Below are 16,134 nucleotides of genomic sequence, written 5' to 3'. Positions count from 1 at the left end.
CCCGTTCCCGCCTCGGCGCTCTCAGTCCTGACGGAGGAGCCAGACGAGCAGGGCCTTCTGGGCGTGGAGGCGGTTCTCGGCCTCGTCCCACACGACGCTCTGCGGACCGTCGATCACCTCGGCGTCGACCTCGTAGCCGCGGTCAGCGGGCAGGCAGTGGATGAAGATCGCGTCGTCCTTGGCGAGGCCCATCAGCTCCTCCGTCACCTTGTACGAGCCGAGGTCGCGCAGGCGCTCGAGCTTCTCCTCCTCCTTGCCCATCGACACCCACGTGTCGGTGACGATGACGTCGGCACCGGCCGCCGCCTCGTTGGGGTCGGTGTAGAGGGTGACCGAGCCGCCGGTCTCGGCCGCACGGCGATCGGCGTCGGCGATCACGTCGTCGCGAGGAGCGTAGGCCTCGGGCGATGCGACACGCACGTGCATGCCCGCGGTGACGCCCGCGAGCACGTACGAGTGGGCCATGTTCGACTTGCCGTCGCCGAAGAAGGAGAGCGTGAGCCCGGCCAGTTCGCCCTTGTGCTCCTTGATGGTGAGCAGGTCGGCGAGCAGCTGACAGGGGTGGAAGTCGTCGCTCAGCGCGTTGACGACGGGCACGCGCGTGCCCTCCGCCATCTGCTCGAGGCCGGCCTGCGCGTACGTGCGCCACACGATGGCCGCGACCTGGCGCTCGAGCACGCGTGCCGTGTCGGCCGGTGTCTCCTTGCCGCCGAGCTGGCTGTTCGCCGTCGAGATGATGAGCGGCGAGCCGCCGAGGTCGGCGATGCCCACCGCGAACGAGACGCGCGTGCGGGTCGACGACTTGTCGAAGATGACGGCGACCGTCTGCGGGCCCTCGAGCGGCTTGAGCTTCCAGCGGTCCTTCTTGAGCGAGACCGCGAGGTCGAGGATCTCGTCCTGCTCGGCCTGCGTCAGATCGTCGTCGCGCAGCAGGTGGCGGGTCATGCGGGAACCTCCGTGGGGGTCTCGAGCACGAGCGCGTCCTCGACCGTGCGCAACGACGCGGTGAAGAGCTCGACGAACTCGTCGATCTCGACGTCGCCGATCGTGAGGGCGGGGACGAGGCGGATGGTCTCGTCGTTCGGGGCGTTGATGACGAGACCGTGCTCCTGCGCCGCGGCCACGAGTGCCTTGGAGACAGGATGCTGCAGCCCGATGCCGATCAGCAGGCCCGAGCCGCGGCATCCGTCGATCAGCTTCGAGTCGATGCCCGCGATCGCAGCGCGCAGCTGCTCCCCGCGCTCTGCCGCGTTGCGTACCAGCTCGGCGCGCTCGATCTCGCCGAGGACCGCGTTGGCGACGGCGGTGCCGAGCGCATTGCCGCCGAAGGTCGAGCCGTGGGTGCCCGGGTAGAACAGCTCGCTCGCGGCGCCGAAGGTGATGAGCGCGCCGATCGGGAAGCCGCCGCCGATGCCCTTGGCGACCGTGATCGCGTCGGGGGTGATGCCCTCGTGCTGGAAGGCGAACCACTCCCCCGTACGGCCGGCGCCGGTCTGGATCTCGTCGATGATGAGCAGCGCCCCGTGGCGCTCGGTGATCTCGCGCCCCGCTGCGAGGTAGCCCTCGGGCAGCGGCAGCACGCCCGCCTCGCCCTTGACGGGTTCGACGAACAGCGCGGCCACCCGGTCGTCGATCGCCGCCTCGAGCGCCTCGACCGTGGAGTCGATGAACTCGACGCCCGGCGTCATCGGGAGGAACGGCTCCTGCATGTACGGCTTGCCGGTGAGGGCGAGCGTGCCCATGGTGCGGCCGTGGAAGGCGTCGGTGAGGGCGAGGATGCGCGGGCGGTCCGTGCCGCCGTGGAGGCGGGCGAGCTTGAACGCGGCCTCGTTCGCCTCGGCGCCGGAGTTGCCGAAGTACACACGGCCTGAGTCTCCGGTGCCGGCGAGGCGCTTCAGCGTCGCCGCGAGAGCCAGCTGCGGCGGCGTGGCGAAGTAGTTCGACACGTGCGCGAGCGTGGCCGCCTGGGTCGCGATCGCGTCGACGAACACCGGGTGGGCGTGGCCGAGCGAGTCGACCGCGATCCCCGCGAGGAAGTCGAGGTAGCGCTTGCCGTCGGCGTCCCACAGGTACGAGCCCTCGCCACGTACGAACATCTGCATGCGAGCACCGAAGCTCTTGACGAGGTCGCGCCCCGCATCGTCCTGCCACGTCATCCGAGCACCACCTCTGTTCCGATTCCCTTGCTGGTGAAGATCTCCACGAGCACCGAGTGCGGCACCCGCCCGTCGATGATCGCGGCGGTCTCGACGCCGCCCTCGACGGCCTCGAGGCACGCCGTCATCTTCGGGATCATGCCCGACTCGAGCGTCGGCAGCATCGCCTTCAGCTCCGTCGAGGTCAGGTGCGACACGAGCGAGTCGCGGTTGGGCCAGTCGGCGTAGAGTCCCGCGACGTCGGTCAGCACCACGAGCTTCGCGGCGCCGAGCGCGACGGCGAGAGCGGATGCTGCGGCATCCGCGTTCACGTTCAGCGAGTGTCCCGGGTGGTCGAGGTCGGGAGCGATGCTCGAGACGACGGGGATGCGGCCCGCCTCGATCTGGTCGAGCACCGGCTGCGGATCGACTTCCACGACGTCGCCGACGCGCCCGAGGTCGTGCTCGACGCCCTCGATCACCACGCCGCGACGGCGTCCGCCGAACAGGCCGGCGTCCTCGCCGCTGAGCCCGGTCGCGACGGGTCCGTGCGCGTTGATCTTCGACACGAGCTGCGGGTTGATCTGGCCGGTGAGCACCATGCGCACGACCGAGATCGCCTCGGTCGAGGTGACGCGGTAGCCGCCCTTGAACTCGCTCGGGATGGCGAGCCGGTCGAGCATCGACGAGATCTGAGGCCCGCCGCCGTGCACCACGACGGGCTTCACGCCGACGTAGCGGAGGTAGGCGATGTCGGCGGCGAAGGCGTCCTGCAGCTCCTCCGAGACCATGGCGTTGCCGCCGTACTTGACCACCACGATCTGGTCGCGGAAGCGCTTGAGCCAGGGCAGCGACTCGATGAGGGTGACGGCCCGCGCGCTGGCTTCGCCGGGATCGGTCTCTTGCAGGTCGGTCATGAGGAGTAGGCGCTGTTCTCGTGGACGTAGTCGTGCGTCAGGTCGTTGGTGAGGATCGTCGCCGTCGCCGCGCCGACCTTGAGGTCGATCACGAGGTGCGTCGCGCGCGGCGCGAGGTCGACGGCCTCACGCGGAGCGTCGGGGCCGCCGGCGCTGCACACGCGCACGCCGTTCATCCACACGTCGACGTCGTACGGGTCGAACGCGGCCTGGGTCGTGCCGATCGCGGCGAGCACTCGGCCCCAGTTCGGGTCGTTGCCGAAGATCGCGGCCTTGAAGAGGTTGTTGCGCGCGACCGATCGGCCGACCTCCACCGCGTCGTCCTCCGACGCGGCGTTGATGACCTCGATCGTGATGTCGTGGCTCGCGCCCTCGGCGTCGCCCTGCAGCTGCCGGGCGAGGTCCTGGCAGACCTCGGCGAGCGTCGCGGCGAACGCGCCGGGGTCGGGGGTGACTCCCGACGCGCCGCTCACCAGGAGCGTGACCTGGTCGTTCGTCGACATGCAGCCGTCGGAGTCGAGCCGGTCGAAGGTGCGCCCTGTGGCCGCCCGCAGCGCGGCGTCGGCCTGCGCCGCATCGAGGACGGCGTCCGTCGTGATGACCACGAGCATCGTCGCGAGCCCGGGTGCCAGCATCCCGGCGCCCTTCGCCATGCCGCCGATCGACCAGCCGTCACCGGTCGCGACGGAGCGCTTGGGCTTCGAATCCGTGGTCATGATCGCGAGGGATGCTGCTTCTCCGCCGTCGCCGGAGAGCTCGGCGATGCCCTGCTCAGTGCCCGCCAGGACCTTGCCGCGGAACACCTCGTCGCCGGTGCCGATGAGGCCGGTCGAGCAGATCAGGATGTCGCCGGCGCTCACGCCGAGCAGCTCCGCCGCCTTCTCGGCGGTCTGGTGCGTGGTCTGGAATCCGAACGACCCGGTGAAGCAGTTCGCCCCGCCGGAGTTGAGCACGATCGCCTCGACCACACCGTCGCGGATGACCTCCTGCGACCAGATGATGGGGTTCGCCTTCGCGCGGTTGCTGGTGAACACCGCGGCGCCGACCTTGAGCGGACCGCGGTTGACGACCACGGCCACGTCGGGCTTGCCGGTCGACTTGAGACCGACGGCGACGCCCGCCGCCTCGAATCCCTGGGGCGCGGTGACGCTCACGGCGCGACTCCGTTCACGGTCAGCGCGGTGCCTTCGGCGAGACCCAGCGCGATGTTCATGGACTGCACGGCGGCTCCGGCCGTGCCCTTGACGAGGTTGTCGACCGCGGTGACGACGACCACGCGGTTCGCCGCACGGTCGATCGCGAGGCCCATCAGCGCCGTGTTCGCGCCGAGCACGTCGGCCGTGCGCGGGAACTGACCGGCCGGCAGCAGCTGGACGAACGTCTCGTCGCCGTACGCGGACTCCCAGGCGCCGCGGATCTCGTCGTCCGTCGCGCCCGGCGCGATCGGGGCCGTGGAGGTCGCGAGGATGCCCCGCGACATCGGCACCAGCACCGGGGTGAAGGAGACCCGGATCCCCTCGTCGGCCGTGCTGTCGGGCGCGGCGGCCGAGGCGCGCGCGGCGGCGAGCGCCTGGCGGATCTCGGGGATGTGCCGGTGCGAGCCGCCCACGGCGTAGGGGTTGGCGGTGCCGAGAATCTCGGCCGCGAGCAGGTTCGTCTTCAGGCTCTTGCCGGCGCCGGACGGCCCGACCGCGAGCACGGTGACGATGTCGGACGGATCGATGACCCCCGCGGCGACGCCCGGCGCGAGGCTCAGGCTCACGGTCGACGCGTTGCAGCCGGGGGCGGCGATACGCGATGCCCCGACCAGCCGATCGCGTTGCTTCGCGCCCGCCACCGGAAGCTCGGGAACGCCGTAGACCCACGGCTCGTGGAAGTCGCCGCCGTAGAAGCGATCCCAGTCGGCGACGGACTCGAGGCGGTGGTCGGCCCCCGCGTCGATCACGAGGGGCGTGTCGCCGAGGGCGTCGGTGTACTGCCCGGACTGGCCGTGCGGCAGCGCCAGGAAGACGATGTCGTGGCCGGCGAGCACCTCGGGCGAGGTCTCGGCGAGGGTCAGGTGCGCGAGGGAGCGCAGGTGGGGCTGGTGCTGGATGAGCGGCTGTCCCGCGTTGGAGTGCGCGGTCACGGTGCGGATCTCGACGTCGGGATGCGCGGCGAGGATCCGCAGGATCTCGCCGCCCGCATAGCCGGATGCGCCGGAGACGGCGACCGAATATGTCATGGATTCCACCTTAGAGTCTGGGTGCAGGGGCCGGAGACGGCGACGCCCACTCGCGACGGTCCATGACGGACGGCGTGCGGGGTCGCCTACAGTCGGCGCTCGCCCAGACGGCGTCGGCGCGCGGGAGCGGCGCTCGGAACGAGCGTCGAGAGTCCCTGGGTCGCCGAAGGCATGCGCCGACGATAGCGGCCGGGTCGCAGCATCCGCAAATCAGCCGTGCAGCCGGCGGAGCAGCTCGAGCTCGTCCGCGCGCGTCAGGCCCGCCCGGCGCTCGCGGTCGAGGCCGCGGTCGCGCTCGTCCGCCAGGGTGCGTGCGAGGGTGTCGCCCAGCGGACGCAGCCGACCCCCGAGCAGCCGGTACGCCGCGTTGGAGCGGGTCCAGAACCCCGGCATGCCGGCGGGCAGCCACAGTGGCAGCGAGCGCGGTCCCATCCAGTACGCGACTCCGTGCTGCTGCAGCCAGTCGTCGTCGACCGCGGCGAGGGTTCCGGAGTGCCCGGCGATCACGCGGGCGTCCGCGAAGAGCCGGTCGAGGGCGACCGGGTCGCCCACGGCGTTCACCACACCTGTCCAGCGCTCGTGCCCGATCGCCTGCACGAACTCCGCCAGGTCGTCGACGTCGATCACCTGAGCTCCCCGATCGGCCGTGTCGGGGACGAGCACATCGCCCGCGCCGGCGAGGGCGAAGCGGCCGACCCAGTACCCGAACCGGTCGGTGGGGTCGCCCGGGCCCACGATGAGACCCGGACGCACGATCGCGGCGCGGAATCCGAGTGACGAGCGGACGGATGCCTCGGCCCGCACCTTGGCGCGGCCGTAGTCCTCGTCCGCATCCGGCGCGGGAGCGCCCAGCAGCTCGGCCGATTCGTCCGCCCCCGGCACATCGTCGGCCGCGTAGACCGACACGGTCGAGATGTACGTCCAGTGCCGGGTGCGCTCCCCCAGTGCCGCCACCGCCGCGGCCACGTGGTCGGGGTTCGACGACACGTCGACGATCTCGTCCCACTCGCGGCGGGCGACCTCGTCGTAGGCGTCGGGGTCGTTGCGGTCGGCGACGACCAGCGTCGTGCCGTACCGTGCGTCGCGGCCGCCGCGGGCAAGACAGGTGACGGAGGCTCCGGCATCCGCCCACCGCTCGGCGATGCGCCCGCTCAGCCAGCCCGTCCCGCCCAGCACCAGTACGTCCGTCATGCGTCCACCCAACCAGACGCGCGGGGCTTCCTCATCGCCGCCGGCGGAATGTCAGGGGCGGTCGCGGAGGATCTCGGACATCGGGCACCTCCGCTTCGGATGCTACTCGCGCAGCGTCGCCCCGAAACGCTCCGCCGCCACAGCCATGCCGGCGAGCTTCGCCTCGGTCGCCTCGGCGGCCGTGAGCGTGCGGTCGGAGGCGCGGAAGCGCAGCGCGAACGTGAGGCTCTTCTGCCCCTCGGGCACGCCCTGTCCGCGGTAGTCGTCGACCAGGCGCACCGATTCGAGGAGCTCTCCCGCGCCCGTGACGAGCGCGGCGCGCACGTCGGCGGCCGGAACGTCGGCGCCGAGCACGAGCGACACGTCCTGCGTCGCGGCCGGGAAGCCCGACAGCGACGCGGCGACGACCTTCTCGCCCGCGAGCGAGAGCACCAGGTCGAGATCCAGCTCCGCGACGATGACGCGCCCCGGAAGATCGGATGCCTCGGCCACCGCGGGAAGCAGTTCGCCGACGTAGCCGATCGCGGTGCCGTCGACGGAGAGCACGCCGGTGCGACCCGGGTGCAGAGCGGCACGCTCGCCTTGCGCGACGTCGATCGTCACGCCCGCCGCGGCCGCGATCGTGCGGACGGCGTCGAGCGCGTCGGCGAGCTCCGCCGTCGCCGGCGTCACTCCGGGCTGTTTCGGGACGAGGCTGCCCGTGAGCAGCACGGCGACGTGGCGGTGCTGCGGCGGGATCGAGGCATCGAGCTCGGCCAGGGTCGCGGCATCCGGTCGGACGGCCAGCGGCGGCACGTGCGATGTGCCGTACTGCACGCCCTCCTTCGGGAGGAAGACGACGCCCGTCTCGAAGAGCGAGAGGTCCGTGAACCCGCGTGCCACGTTGCGGTGCGCGACCTGGAGGAGGCCGGGAATGAGCGAGCGGCGCAGGAACGGCGCCTGCCCGTCGAGGGGGTTCGCGAGCTTGACGCTCGGCAGGTGCTCCCCCGACGGCGAGCCGTGGAGGTCGTTGTGCTCCTCGGTGGTGAAGCCGAACGACGGGGTCTCGACGAAGCCGGCCGCCGCCAGCGCGTTCGCCACCCGGCGGCGCCCCTGCTGAGCGGCGGTCAGGCCGCGGCCCGACGGCGGGGTGGGCAGCACCGACGGGATGCGGTCGTAGCCCTCGATGCGGGCGACCTCCTCGGCGAGCGTCCACTTGTCGGTGAGGTCGGGGCGCCACGAGGGCGGGATGACCTGCCAGCCGGCGGCGTCGTCCTCGGCCTCCACGACCTCGCAGCCGATGAGCCGCAGCGCGGCCTCGATCTGGCCCGGCGTGTAGTCGACGCCGATGAGGTGCTGGACGAAGGTCGGCGGCAGGTCGATGCCCGGGATGAACACCTCGGCGAACAGCGCCGCTCCGTACTCGTCGTCGCTGGTGCCGCCGGCATACTCGACCATCAGGTCGGCCACGCGGCGCGCGGCGACGAACGGCACGAGCGGGTCGACACCGCGCTCGAAGCGACGGGATGCCTCGCTCGGCAGCTTGTGCCGGCGGGCCGTGCGTGCAATCGACACCGTATCGAAGGTGGCCGCCTCGATGAGCACGTTTCGGGTCGCGTCGCCCATCTCGGTCGTACCACCGCCCATGACGCCGGCGAGGCCGATCGGCCCGGACTCGTCGGTGATGAGCAGGTCTTCGACGTCGAGCGTGCGGACCTTGCCGTCGAGGGTCTCGAGCTTCTCGCCCCGCGTCGCGCGGCGCACCGTGATGCCGCCCTGCAGTTTGTCGAGATCGTAGCCGTGGATCGGCTGGCCGAGTTCGAGCATCACGTAGTTGGTGATGTCGATCAGGATCCCGAGCGAGCGGATGCCGGCGAGCGACAGGCGCGCGATCATCCACGCGGGCGTGGGCTTGGTCGGGTCGACATCGCGCACCACACGGGCCACGAACTCGGTGACCCCCGCGCGTCCGCGGATCGGCGCGAGGTCGTCGGCGCTGACGGGGAACCCGGACCCGGGCGCGAGCTCTTCCCACGCGCGGTCGGCCGGGTCGCGGAACGCGGCGCCGGTCGAGTGGGAGTACTCGCGCGCGACGCCGCGGATCGACAGCGCGTACCCGCGGTCGGGCGTCACGTTGATCTCGACGGCGACGTCGTCGAGCCCGAGGAGCGAGATCGCGTCGGTGCCGACGGGAGCGTCGATGCCGAGCTCGACGAGGCGCAGGATGCCGCTGTGCTCCTCGCCGAGACCCAGTTCGCGAGCGGAGGCGATCATGCCGTCCGAGACGTGGCCGTAGGTCTTGCGCGCGGCGATCGGGAACGGGCCGGGCAGCACCGCGCCGGGCAGGGTCACGACGACCTTGTCTCCGACGAAGAAGTTGCGTGCACCGCACACGACACCGTGCACCGCGTCGCCGCCGTCGGCCGCCGTCTCGCCGTCGGGCGCGACGCGCACGTGGCACCACCGGATGGTCTTGCCGTTGGACTGCGGCTCCTCGACGAAGTCGAGCACCTCGCCGACCACGATCGGCCCCTGGAGGTCGAAGCGGTGGACGTCCTCCTCTTCGAATCCGACCCGCACGAGGGCCGCGAGGACGTCCTCGGGCGAGGCCTCCGCCGGGACGTCGACGTACTCACGAAGCCATGAGAGCGGGACGCGCATCAGACCACCATTCCGAACTGCTCGCTGAAGCGGACATCGCCCTCGGCCATGTCACGCATGTCCTGGACGTCGCTGCGGAACATGAGCGTGCGCTCGATGCCCATGCCGAACGCGAAGCCCGAGTACTCCTCCGGGTCGATCCCCGCCGCGCGCAGAACGTTGGGGTTGATCATGCCGCAGCCGCCCCACTCGATCCATCGGGCGCCGCCCTTGAAGGTCGGGTGCCACAGGTCGAGCTCGGCCGACGGCTCGGTGAAGGGGAAGAAGTTCGCGCGGAACCGCGTCTTCGCCTCGGCGCCGAACAGCACCTTGGCGGCGTGGTCGAGGGTGCCCTTGAGGTGGGCCATCGTGATGCCCTTGTCGACGACGATCCCCTCGAACTGCGTGAAGACCGGCAGGTGCGTCGCGTCGAACTCGTCGGTGCGGTACACGCGACCGGGGCACAGCACGTACAGCGGCAGATCGCGCTCGAGCATCGAGCGCACCTGCACCGGGCTCGTGTGCGTGCGCATCACGAGGTGGCGGTCGACCGGGTCGACGAAGAACGTGTCCTGCATCTGACGCGCGGGGTGGTCGACGTCGAAGTTCAGCGCGTCGAAGTTGAACCACTCGTGCTCGAGCTCGGGGCCCTCCGCGATCTCCCAGCCCATGCCGACGAAGATGTCGGCGATCTGCTCCTGGAGGAGGGAGATCGGATGCCGCGCCCCCACGCGCGCGCGGGCAGCGAGTGCCGTGATGTCCACGCGCTCGGCCTCGAGCTTCGCGGCCGTCTCCGCAGCGGCGAGCTCCTCCTCGCGGGCGCCGAACGCCTGGTTCACGCGGCCGCGCGCCTGGCCGACGAGCTTGCCGAACTCGGCCTTCTTGTCGTTGGGCACGTCGCGCAGCCGCGCGTTGAGCTTCGCCAGCGGCGAGCCCTCGGCGGAGTGGGCGGAGCGTGCAGCCTTCAGCGCCGCGGTGTCGGCCGCGGCGGCAATGGCCTCGAGGGCGGCGTCGACGGCGGCGTTCACCGCCTCAGGCGTGATCTCGGCCGAATTCGATGCGCGCGGTTCAGGAGCGTCGGACACGAGAGACGAGTCTACCGACGGGCGGCGCCCGCTCCCGCCGATCGTCGTGCAGCAGGCAGGTCCGTCAGCGGGCGGACGGTCCTTCTGCGGCAGTGTCCGCCTCGGCCTCCACGTGCAGCAGCGCGGCGGGGTTCGTCGGATCTTCGACGACTCGGCCGCGACCGCCCTTGCGCCCGCCGCTGGCTGTGCGACGCGCCAGCCAGCGCGCGAACCACGACAGGCTCAGGTTGATGATCAGGTAGATGACGAGGCAGACGACGAAGAGCGAGAACAGGTAGCGGTTGCCGTAGAAGCTCGCGAGGTTGTTCATCATCGTGCGGATGATCTCGTTGTACCCGACGATGAAGCCGAGCGAGGTGTCCTTCAGAAGCACCACCAGCTGGGCCACGATGATCGGCAGCATCTGGCGGAAGGCCTGCGGGAACTCGACGAGCATCTTGGACTGGAACTCGCGCATGCCGATGCTCAGCGCGGCCTCACGCTGGCCGCGCGGCAGCGCTGCCAGTCCGGCACGCAGCGCCTCTCCGATGAGCGTGCCGTTGTAGAGCACGAGTGCGATCACCACGGCCCAGAAGGCGCCGGTCGATGCCACGAGCAGGATGAAGAGCATCATCAGCAGCACCGGCATGCCACGGAGGAACTCCAGCAGCCAGGCCGTGGGGATACGCACCCACCCGATCGCCGAGCTGCGCAGGAGTGAGAAGACGATGCCGAGGATGATCGCCCCGACGGCGGCGACTGCGGCAGCCTGCAGCGTCGCGATGACGCCGCGGCCGATCGAGCCCCACACCTCGGGGTCGAGGAAGATGTTCCACCGGCTCGGGTCGAACATTCCCGGAAGCGTGATCCCGCCCGATTCGCGCGGCGCGGCGAGCAGCATGACCACCCAGACGGCGATGGCCACGATCAGGATCAGCGAGACGATCGACAGGATCAGAGAGAACCTGCGGGCACGCGGGCCCGGGGCATCGAAGAGGACGCTCGTGCCGGTCATCGCTTCACCACCCAACGCTTCTCGAGTCGGGATGCGAGGAACCCGAGCGGGACGGTCACGACGAGGTAGAGCGCGGCGGCGGTCAGCAGGATCGGAATCACGATGTTGCCGTTGTCGTTGGCGAGCTGCCGCGTGGTCGCGAACAGTTCCACGACGAAGAAGCCGCCCGCGACCGACGTGTTCTTCGTCAGCGCGATGAAGACGTTGATGAGGGGTGGGATCGTCATGCGGAACGCCTGCGGCAGGACGACGAGCGAGACCGTCTGACGGAAGCCCAGACCGATGCTCCGCGCGGCCTCCGCTTGACCGATCGGCACGCCGTTGATCCCCGATCGCAGCGCCTCCGCCACGAACGGCGATGTGTAGTACGTGAGAGCGATGAAAGCGAGGATCAGGTAAGGCGCCCTCACTCCGAGCATGGGAAGCACGAACGCCGTGAAGAAGAAGACGAGCGTGAGCGGGGTGTTGCGGGCGATCTCGGTCCAGAACGCCGCGAACCCGCGCAGCGCGCCGACGGGCGAGATGCGCATCGCGGCGATGAACGTGCCGAGGATCAGCGCGAGCACCCCCGATACCGCGAGGAGGATCAGGGTGACGCGGAAGCCGTCGAGGAAGATGGGCATCAGCGACCAGAGCTGCTCCACGGGCTCTCCTTCCTTGCTCGTCGTCCGGGCGGGTCGGGCGGATGCCCCGGACCGGCTGATGCGCCGGTCCGGGGCATCCGTCGATCAGTAGCGGTCCGGCGCGGGCGGGTCCACGAACGGGAGCACGGTGCCCGCCGTCGCGTTCCAGGCCTCTTCGTACCGGCCGTCCTCGTACGACTCTTCGAGCACGTCATTGATCCACATGCGGAAGTCGGTGTCTTCGAGCGCGAGACCGATGCCGTAGGGCTCCTCGGTGAACGGCTCGCCCACGACCTTGAACTCGCCTTCGTTCTGCGCAGCGAGGCCGGCGAGGATGACGTTGTCGGTGGACACGGCGACCACCGTGCCGTCCCGCAGGGGTCCGAGGCAGTTGGAGTACGTGTCGGTCAGCACCGGCTCGGCGCCGATCTCCGCGAGCTTGGCAGCCGGCGTCGAGCCCGTCACCGAGCAGACCGGCTGGCCGACGAGGTCGTCTTCGCTCTCGATATCGTCGTTGTCGGCGAGCACGAGGATCGACTGGCCGGCCATGTAGTACGGGCCTGCGAAGGAGACGACTTCCTTGCGCTTGTCGTTGATCGTGTAGGTGGCGATGACGATGTCGACCTGGCCGTTCTGGATGAACGGCTCGCGGTTGGCCGAGACGGTCTCGACCCACTCGATGTCTTCTTCGGCGATGCCGAGCTCGGACGCGATGATCTTGCCGATCTCGACGTCGAAGCCCTCGGGAGTGCCGTCCGGGTTGACCAGACCGAACAGCGGCTGGTCGAACTTCGTGCCGATTGTGATCGAGCCCGCCTCGGCCAGCTCGGCCATCGTGGTGCCTGCCTCGAACGTGGGCTCGGGCTCGGGCGTCGTCGTCGTCTCGCCACCGGGCGTTCCGCCGGAGGCGCACGCCGACAGCGCGAGCGCACCGGCCGCGGCCAGCGCGATCAGCGGAAGTCGCATTCGCTTCATGTCTTCGTCCTTTGCTGTGCGGGGACCGCTCGTGACGGTCCTCTGGGATCCCGGCCGTGGGGACGGCGGGAGTTTCTCAGTGCTCGAGGATCTTGGAGAGGAAGTCCTTCGCGCGGTCGCTCTGCGGGTTGGTGAAGAACTGGTCGGGCGTGGCCTCTTCGACGATGGCGCCGTCCGCCATGAACAGCACGCGGTCGGCCGCCTTGCGCGCGAACCCCATCTCGTGGGTGACGACGATCATCGTCATGCCCTCCTGCGCCAGCCCGACCATCACATCGAGGACCTCGTTGATCATCTCGGGGTCGAGCGCGCTCGTGGGCTCGTCCATGAGGATCAGCTTCGGGTTCATCGCGAGCGAGCGGGCGATCGCGACGCGCTGCTGCTGACCGCCCGAGAGCTGGTTCGGCATCTTCTTGGCCTGATTGGCCACGCCGACGCGGTCGAGCAGCTGCATGGCCTTCTCGTCTGCGGCCTTCTTCTTCATCCCTCGCACCCGGATCGGGCCCAGAGTGACGTTCTCGAGCACGGTCTTGTGTGCGAAGAGGTTGAAGGACTGGAACACCATGCCCACGTCCGCGCGCAGCGTCGCCAGCGCCTTGCCCTCCTCGGGAAGGGGCACGCCGTCGATCGTGATCCTGCCGGAGTCGATCGTCTCGAGCCGGTTGATCGCGCGACACAGCGTCGACTTGCCCGAGCCCGAGGGACCGATCACGACGACCACTTCGCCGCGGTTGACCACGGTGTTGATGTCGCGAAGGACATGGAGATCGCCGAAGTGCTTGTCGACGTGGTCGACGACCACGAGCGGCTCGCCGCGACGGACGTTGATGTTCGAAGTGCGCGGCGCCGCTGCCGGTGCATCAGGTGTCGCCATGTCCATCACACTAGGGGTGCGCGGCGACACGAGGCCAGTGGGGCGCGGCGTCCTTTACCGATCCGTAACAGGGCCGGAATGGGCGCCGGTCAGCGGGCGGCGCGCTGGGCGAACGCGGTCTCGTACAGGCAGACGCTCGCCGCGGTCGCGAGGTTCAGCGACTCGGCCGCACCGTAGATCGGGAGCCGCAGCGAAAGGTCGGCGAGCGCGAGCGCGTCCTCCTCGAGACCGCGCGCCTCGTTGCCGAAGAGCCATGCCGTGGGCTCGGCGAGCACGTCGCGCGACGCGAGGAAATCCCCTCCCCCGACATCGGCCGCGATCACCCGCACACCCGCGGCGTGCGCCTTCTCGACGGTCGTCGCGAGATCGACCCCGACGGCGACCGGCACGTGGAAGAGCGAACCGGTGGTCGCGCGCACCACCTTGGGGTTGTAAGGGTCGACGGTGCGTCCGGTGAGCACGACGGCGTCCGCGCCGGCCGCGTCGGCCGCACGGATGATCGTGCCGAGGTTGCCGGGGTCGCGCACCTCCTCGCAGATCGCGACGAGGCGAGGGGAGGCGGCGAAGACGTCGCGCAGCGATGTCGGCGACTGACGGGCGACCGCGACGATCCCCTGCGGCGTGACGGTGTCGGCCATCGCGTCGAGCACCGCCTCCGTCGTGTAGACGACTTCGAGTCCGGCGTCCTTCGCGGCATCGCGCACATCGGTGTGCTTCTCGAGGGCGGTAGGCGTCGCGAAGATCTCGACGAGGGTGTCGGGCCGGTACGCCAGCGCCTCGCGCGCGGCCTGCGGACCCTCGAGCAGGAACAGGCCGGTCTCCTGGCGGGCGCTGCGCTTCGTCAGCTTCGCGACGGCGCGGACACGCGGAGAGCGAGGGTTCTCGAGCACGGCTCTCAGTCTAGAGTCGCGGCATCCCCATCCCGGCATGCGTTTCTCCCGCCAGATTTCGCGAGACTTCATCGGAGCGCCGAGACTCCCACGCGAGACTGCTGTCTCGGCGCCGACCTGGAGTTTCGCGAAATCTGGCGGGCAGACGCGGAAGGGGCGCCCTCCGTGAGGAGGACGCCCCTGTCGAGACGACGGATGCCGCTGGTCAGGCGCTCTTCGGAGCGTTGACGTTCTCGGGCAGCGCCTTCTTGGCGGTCTGGACGAGCGACGCGAACGTCTTGGGCTCGTTCACCGCGAGCTCGGCGAGCATGCGGCGGTCGACCTGCACGCCCGCGAGGCCGAGGCCCTGGATGAAGCGGTTGTACGTGATGCCGTTCTGACGGGCAGCGGCGTTGATGCGCTGGATCCACAGGCGGCGGAAGTCGCCCTTGCGCTTGCGGCGGTCGCGGTACGCGTAGACGAGCGAGTGGGTGACCTGCTCCTTCGCCTTGCGGTACAGGCGCGAACGCTGGCCACGGTAACCCGAGGCGCGCTCGAGGATGACGCGACGCTTCTTGTGGGCGTTGACGGCCCGCTTGACTCTAGCCATTTCTTGATGTTCCTAACTTGCGTCGGCGCGCGTCAGCGGCCGAGGAGCTTCTTCGCGACCTTGGCGTCGCCCGGGGCGAGGACCTGCTCCTGCGACAGGCGGCGGGTACGGCGGCTGGGCTTGCCCTCGAAGTTGTGGCGGAGGTTCGCCTGCTGCTTCATGAGCTTCCCGCTGCCGGTGACCTTGAAGCGCTTCTTGGCGCCCGAGTGGGTCTTCTGCTTCGGCATCTCTTCTTCCTTCGTTTCACTTCCCGCCCAGGCGGGAGTCGGTATCCCGCGGTGCGGGAGTCTGTGGGGCCTTACTCGGCCGTGGCTGCCTCGGGGGCGGCGGCCGGGGCGTCGGCCGCGGGGGCCTCGGCCGCTGCGGGCGCAGCACCGGCCTGCGCCGCGCCGCCGCTGCGGGCGGAGCGGGCAGCTTCCTTGTTCGCGGCGCGCTGAGCGTTCTGCTCCGTCTTCACCTCGGACTTGTTCTTGTGCGGCGCGACCACCATCACCATGTTGCGGCCGTCGATCGTGGGGTTCGATTCGACCGTGCCGAACTCGGCGACGTCCTCCGCGAACTTGCGGAGCAGACGCACGCCCTGCTCGGGACGCGACTGCTCGCGACCGCGGAACAGGATCATCGCCTTGACCTTGTCGCCGGACTGGAGGAAGCCCTCGGCGCGCTTGAGCTTGGTGATGTAGTCGTGGGCCTCGATCTTCAGACGGAACCGGACCTCCTTGAGGACGGTGTTCGCCTGATTGCGACGCGCTTCCTTGGCCTTCTGCGCAGCCTCGTACTTGAACTTGCCGTAGTCCATGATCTTGACCACGGGCGGCTTCGAGTTCGGGGCCACCTCGACGAGATCGAGGTCGGCCTCCTGGGCCAGGCGCAGCGCCACCTCGATGCGGACGACGCCGACCTGCTCTCCGTTCGGGCCGACGAGGCGGACCTCGGGCACGCGGATGCGGTCGTTGGTGCGGGGATCGCTGATGCGGAACTCCTTGGGTATATGGGCTGGACCACCGCGACACGCTGT

General features: G+C 70.1%; 16 protein-coding genes. All 16 read right to left on the bottom strand.

Annotated features, from left to right (window positions below; all coding sequences use genetic code 11):
• Window positions 1–21: 21 nt before the first annotated feature.
• The 16 genes from argF to infC all read right to left on the bottom strand — a co-directional run bounded on the left by argF (window position 22) and on the right by infC (window position 16,056).
• On the bottom strand, window positions 22–945 hold the full coding sequence (argF, locus tag ACFQ7C_RS16415; protein WP_378903525.1) for an ornithine carbamoyltransferase: 924 nt from the start codon (window positions 943–945) through the stop codon (window positions 22–24).
• Complete coding sequence (locus ACFQ7C_RS16410) at window positions 942–2,156, bottom strand: acetylornithine transaminase (protein WP_378903522.1); 1,215 nt, start codon at window positions 2,154–2,156, stop codon at window positions 942–944. Before ACFQ7C_RS16410 ends, argF begins: the two co-directional genes overlap by 4 nt.
• Entirely contained in the window at window positions 2,153–3,052 is a 900-nt protein-coding gene (argB, locus tag ACFQ7C_RS16405) for an acetylglutamate kinase (RefSeq protein WP_378903519.1), read from the bottom strand. Before argB ends, ACFQ7C_RS16410 begins: the two co-directional genes overlap by 4 nt.
• Complete coding sequence (argJ, locus tag ACFQ7C_RS16400) at window positions 3,049–4,206, bottom strand: bifunctional glutamate N-acetyltransferase/amino-acid acetyltransferase ArgJ (RefSeq protein WP_378903516.1); 1,158 nt, start codon at window positions 4,204–4,206, stop codon at window positions 3,049–3,051. The genes argB and argJ overlap by 4 nt, the downstream gene beginning before the upstream one ends.
• The gene (gene argC, locus ACFQ7C_RS16395) at window positions 4,203–5,276 is read right to left on the bottom strand and encodes an N-acetyl-gamma-glutamyl-phosphate reductase (protein WP_378903513.1); all 1,074 of its coding nucleotides are present in this window, start codon (window positions 5,274–5,276) and stop codon (window positions 4,203–4,205) included. The genes argJ and argC overlap by 4 nt, the downstream gene beginning before the upstream one ends.
• A 210-nt stretch (window positions 5,277–5,486) precedes the next feature.
• Window positions 5,487–6,467, bottom strand: coding sequence for an NAD-dependent epimerase/dehydratase family protein (locus ACFQ7C_RS16390; protein ID WP_378903510.1), 981 nt, complete (start codon window positions 6,465–6,467; stop codon window positions 5,487–5,489).
• A gap of 102 nt (window positions 6,468–6,569) precedes the next feature.
• Window positions 6,570–9,107, bottom strand: coding sequence for a phenylalanine--tRNA ligase subunit beta (pheT, locus tag ACFQ7C_RS16385; RefSeq protein WP_378903507.1), 2,538 nt, complete (start codon window positions 9,105–9,107; stop codon window positions 6,570–6,572).
• Window positions 9,107–10,171 (bottom strand): phenylalanine--tRNA ligase subunit alpha, encoded by a 1,065-nt coding sequence (pheS, locus tag ACFQ7C_RS16380; RefSeq protein WP_378903504.1) that lies wholly within the window; start codon window positions 10,169–10,171, stop codon window positions 9,107–9,109. The genes pheT and pheS overlap by 1 nt, the downstream gene beginning before the upstream one ends.
• A gap of 64 nt (window positions 10,172–10,235) precedes the next feature.
• A complete protein-coding gene (locus tag ACFQ7C_RS16375; protein ID WP_378903501.1) occupies window positions 10,236–11,165 on the bottom strand; it encodes an amino acid ABC transporter permease in 930 nt (309 codons plus the stop codon).
• Window positions 11,162–11,809, bottom strand: a complete 648-nt coding sequence (locus tag ACFQ7C_RS16370; RefSeq protein ID WP_378903498.1) for an amino acid ABC transporter permease — start codon at window positions 11,807–11,809, stop codon at window positions 11,162–11,164. The genes ACFQ7C_RS16375 and ACFQ7C_RS16370 overlap by 4 nt, the downstream gene beginning before the upstream one ends.
• A gap of 84 nt (window positions 11,810–11,893) precedes the next feature.
• Entirely contained in the window at window positions 11,894–12,763 is an 870-nt protein-coding gene (locus tag ACFQ7C_RS16365; RefSeq protein WP_378903495.1) for a glutamate ABC transporter substrate-binding protein, read from the bottom strand.
• A gap of 76 nt (window positions 12,764–12,839) precedes the next feature.
• Complete coding sequence (locus ACFQ7C_RS16360) at window positions 12,840–13,637, bottom strand: amino acid ABC transporter ATP-binding protein (RefSeq protein WP_378903492.1); 798 nt, start codon at window positions 13,635–13,637, stop codon at window positions 12,840–12,842.
• 89 nt (window positions 13,638–13,726) lie between these two features.
• Window positions 13,727–14,527, bottom strand: coding sequence for a TrmH family RNA methyltransferase (locus tag ACFQ7C_RS16355; protein WP_378903489.1), 801 nt, complete (start codon window positions 14,525–14,527; stop codon window positions 13,727–13,729).
• A 205-nt stretch (window positions 14,528–14,732) separates the two neighbouring features.
• Window positions 14,733–15,116, bottom strand: coding sequence for a 50S ribosomal protein L20 (gene rplT, locus ACFQ7C_RS16350; RefSeq protein WP_045297244.1), 384 nt, complete (start codon window positions 15,114–15,116; stop codon window positions 14,733–14,735).
• Between the two features lie 32 nt (window positions 15,117–15,148).
• Complete coding sequence (gene rpmI / locus ACFQ7C_RS16345) at window positions 15,149–15,343, bottom strand: 50S ribosomal protein L35 (RefSeq protein ID WP_045297246.1); 195 nt, start codon at window positions 15,341–15,343, stop codon at window positions 15,149–15,151.
• Window positions 15,344–15,414: 71 nt separating this feature from the next.
• The gene (gene infC, locus ACFQ7C_RS16340; RefSeq protein WP_378903485.1) at window positions 15,415–16,056 is read right to left on the bottom strand and encodes a translation initiation factor IF-3; all 642 of its coding nucleotides are present in this window, start codon (window positions 16,054–16,056) and stop codon (window positions 15,415–15,417) included.
• Between the last annotated feature and the right edge of the window lie 78 nt (window positions 16,057–16,134).

The sequence above is a fragment of the Microbacterium sp. NPDC056569 genome (genome assembly GCF_042793475.1).
GTDB lineage: Bacteria > Actinomycetota > Actinomycetes > Actinomycetales > Microbacteriaceae > Microbacterium.
The sequence above is the reverse complement of the archived record's forward strand: the minus strand, read 5'-3'. Positions and strand labels throughout refer to the sequence as shown.

Bases quoted from the DNA above. Each gene is read 5' to 3' on its own strand.
- argF (WP_378903525.1), bottom strand. From the start codon at position 945: ATGACCCGCCACCTGCTGCGCGACGACGATCTGACGCAGGCCGAGCAG.
- ACFQ7C_RS16410 (WP_378903522.1), bottom strand. From the start codon at position 2,156: ATGACGTGGCAGGACGATGCGGGGCGCGACCTCGTCAAGAGCTTCGGT.
- argB (WP_378903519.1), bottom strand. From the start codon at position 3,052: ATGACCGACCTGCAAGAGACCGATCCCGGCGAAGCCAGCGCGCGGGCC.
- argC (WP_378903513.1), bottom strand. From the start codon at position 5,276: ATGACATATTCGGTCGCCGTCTCCGGCGCATCCGGCTATGCGGGCGGC.
- ACFQ7C_RS16390 (WP_378903510.1), bottom strand. From the start codon at position 6,467: ATGACGGACGTACTGGTGCTGGGCGGGACGGGCTGGCTGAGCGGGCGC.
- pheT (WP_378903507.1), bottom strand. From the start codon at position 9,107: ATGCGCGTCCCGCTCTCATGGCTTCGTGAGTACGTCGACGTCCCGGCG.
- ACFQ7C_RS16375 (WP_378903501.1), bottom strand. From the start codon at position 11,165: ATGACCGGCACGAGCGTCCTCTTCGATGCCCCGGGCCCGCGTGCCCGC.
- ACFQ7C_RS16365 (WP_378903495.1), bottom strand. From the start codon at position 12,763: ATGAAGCGAATGCGACTTCCGCTGATCGCGCTGGCCGCGGCCGGTGCG.
- ACFQ7C_RS16360 (WP_378903492.1), bottom strand. From the start codon at position 13,637: ATGGCGACACCTGATGCACCGGCAGCGGCGCCGCGCACTTCGAACATC.
- rplT (WP_045297244.1), bottom strand. From the start codon at position 15,116: ATGGCTAGAGTCAAGCGGGCCGTCAACGCCCACAAGAAGCGTCGCGTC.
- rpmI (WP_045297246.1), bottom strand. From the start codon at position 15,343: ATGCCGAAGCAGAAGACCCACTCGGGCGCCAAGAAGCGCTTCAAGGTC.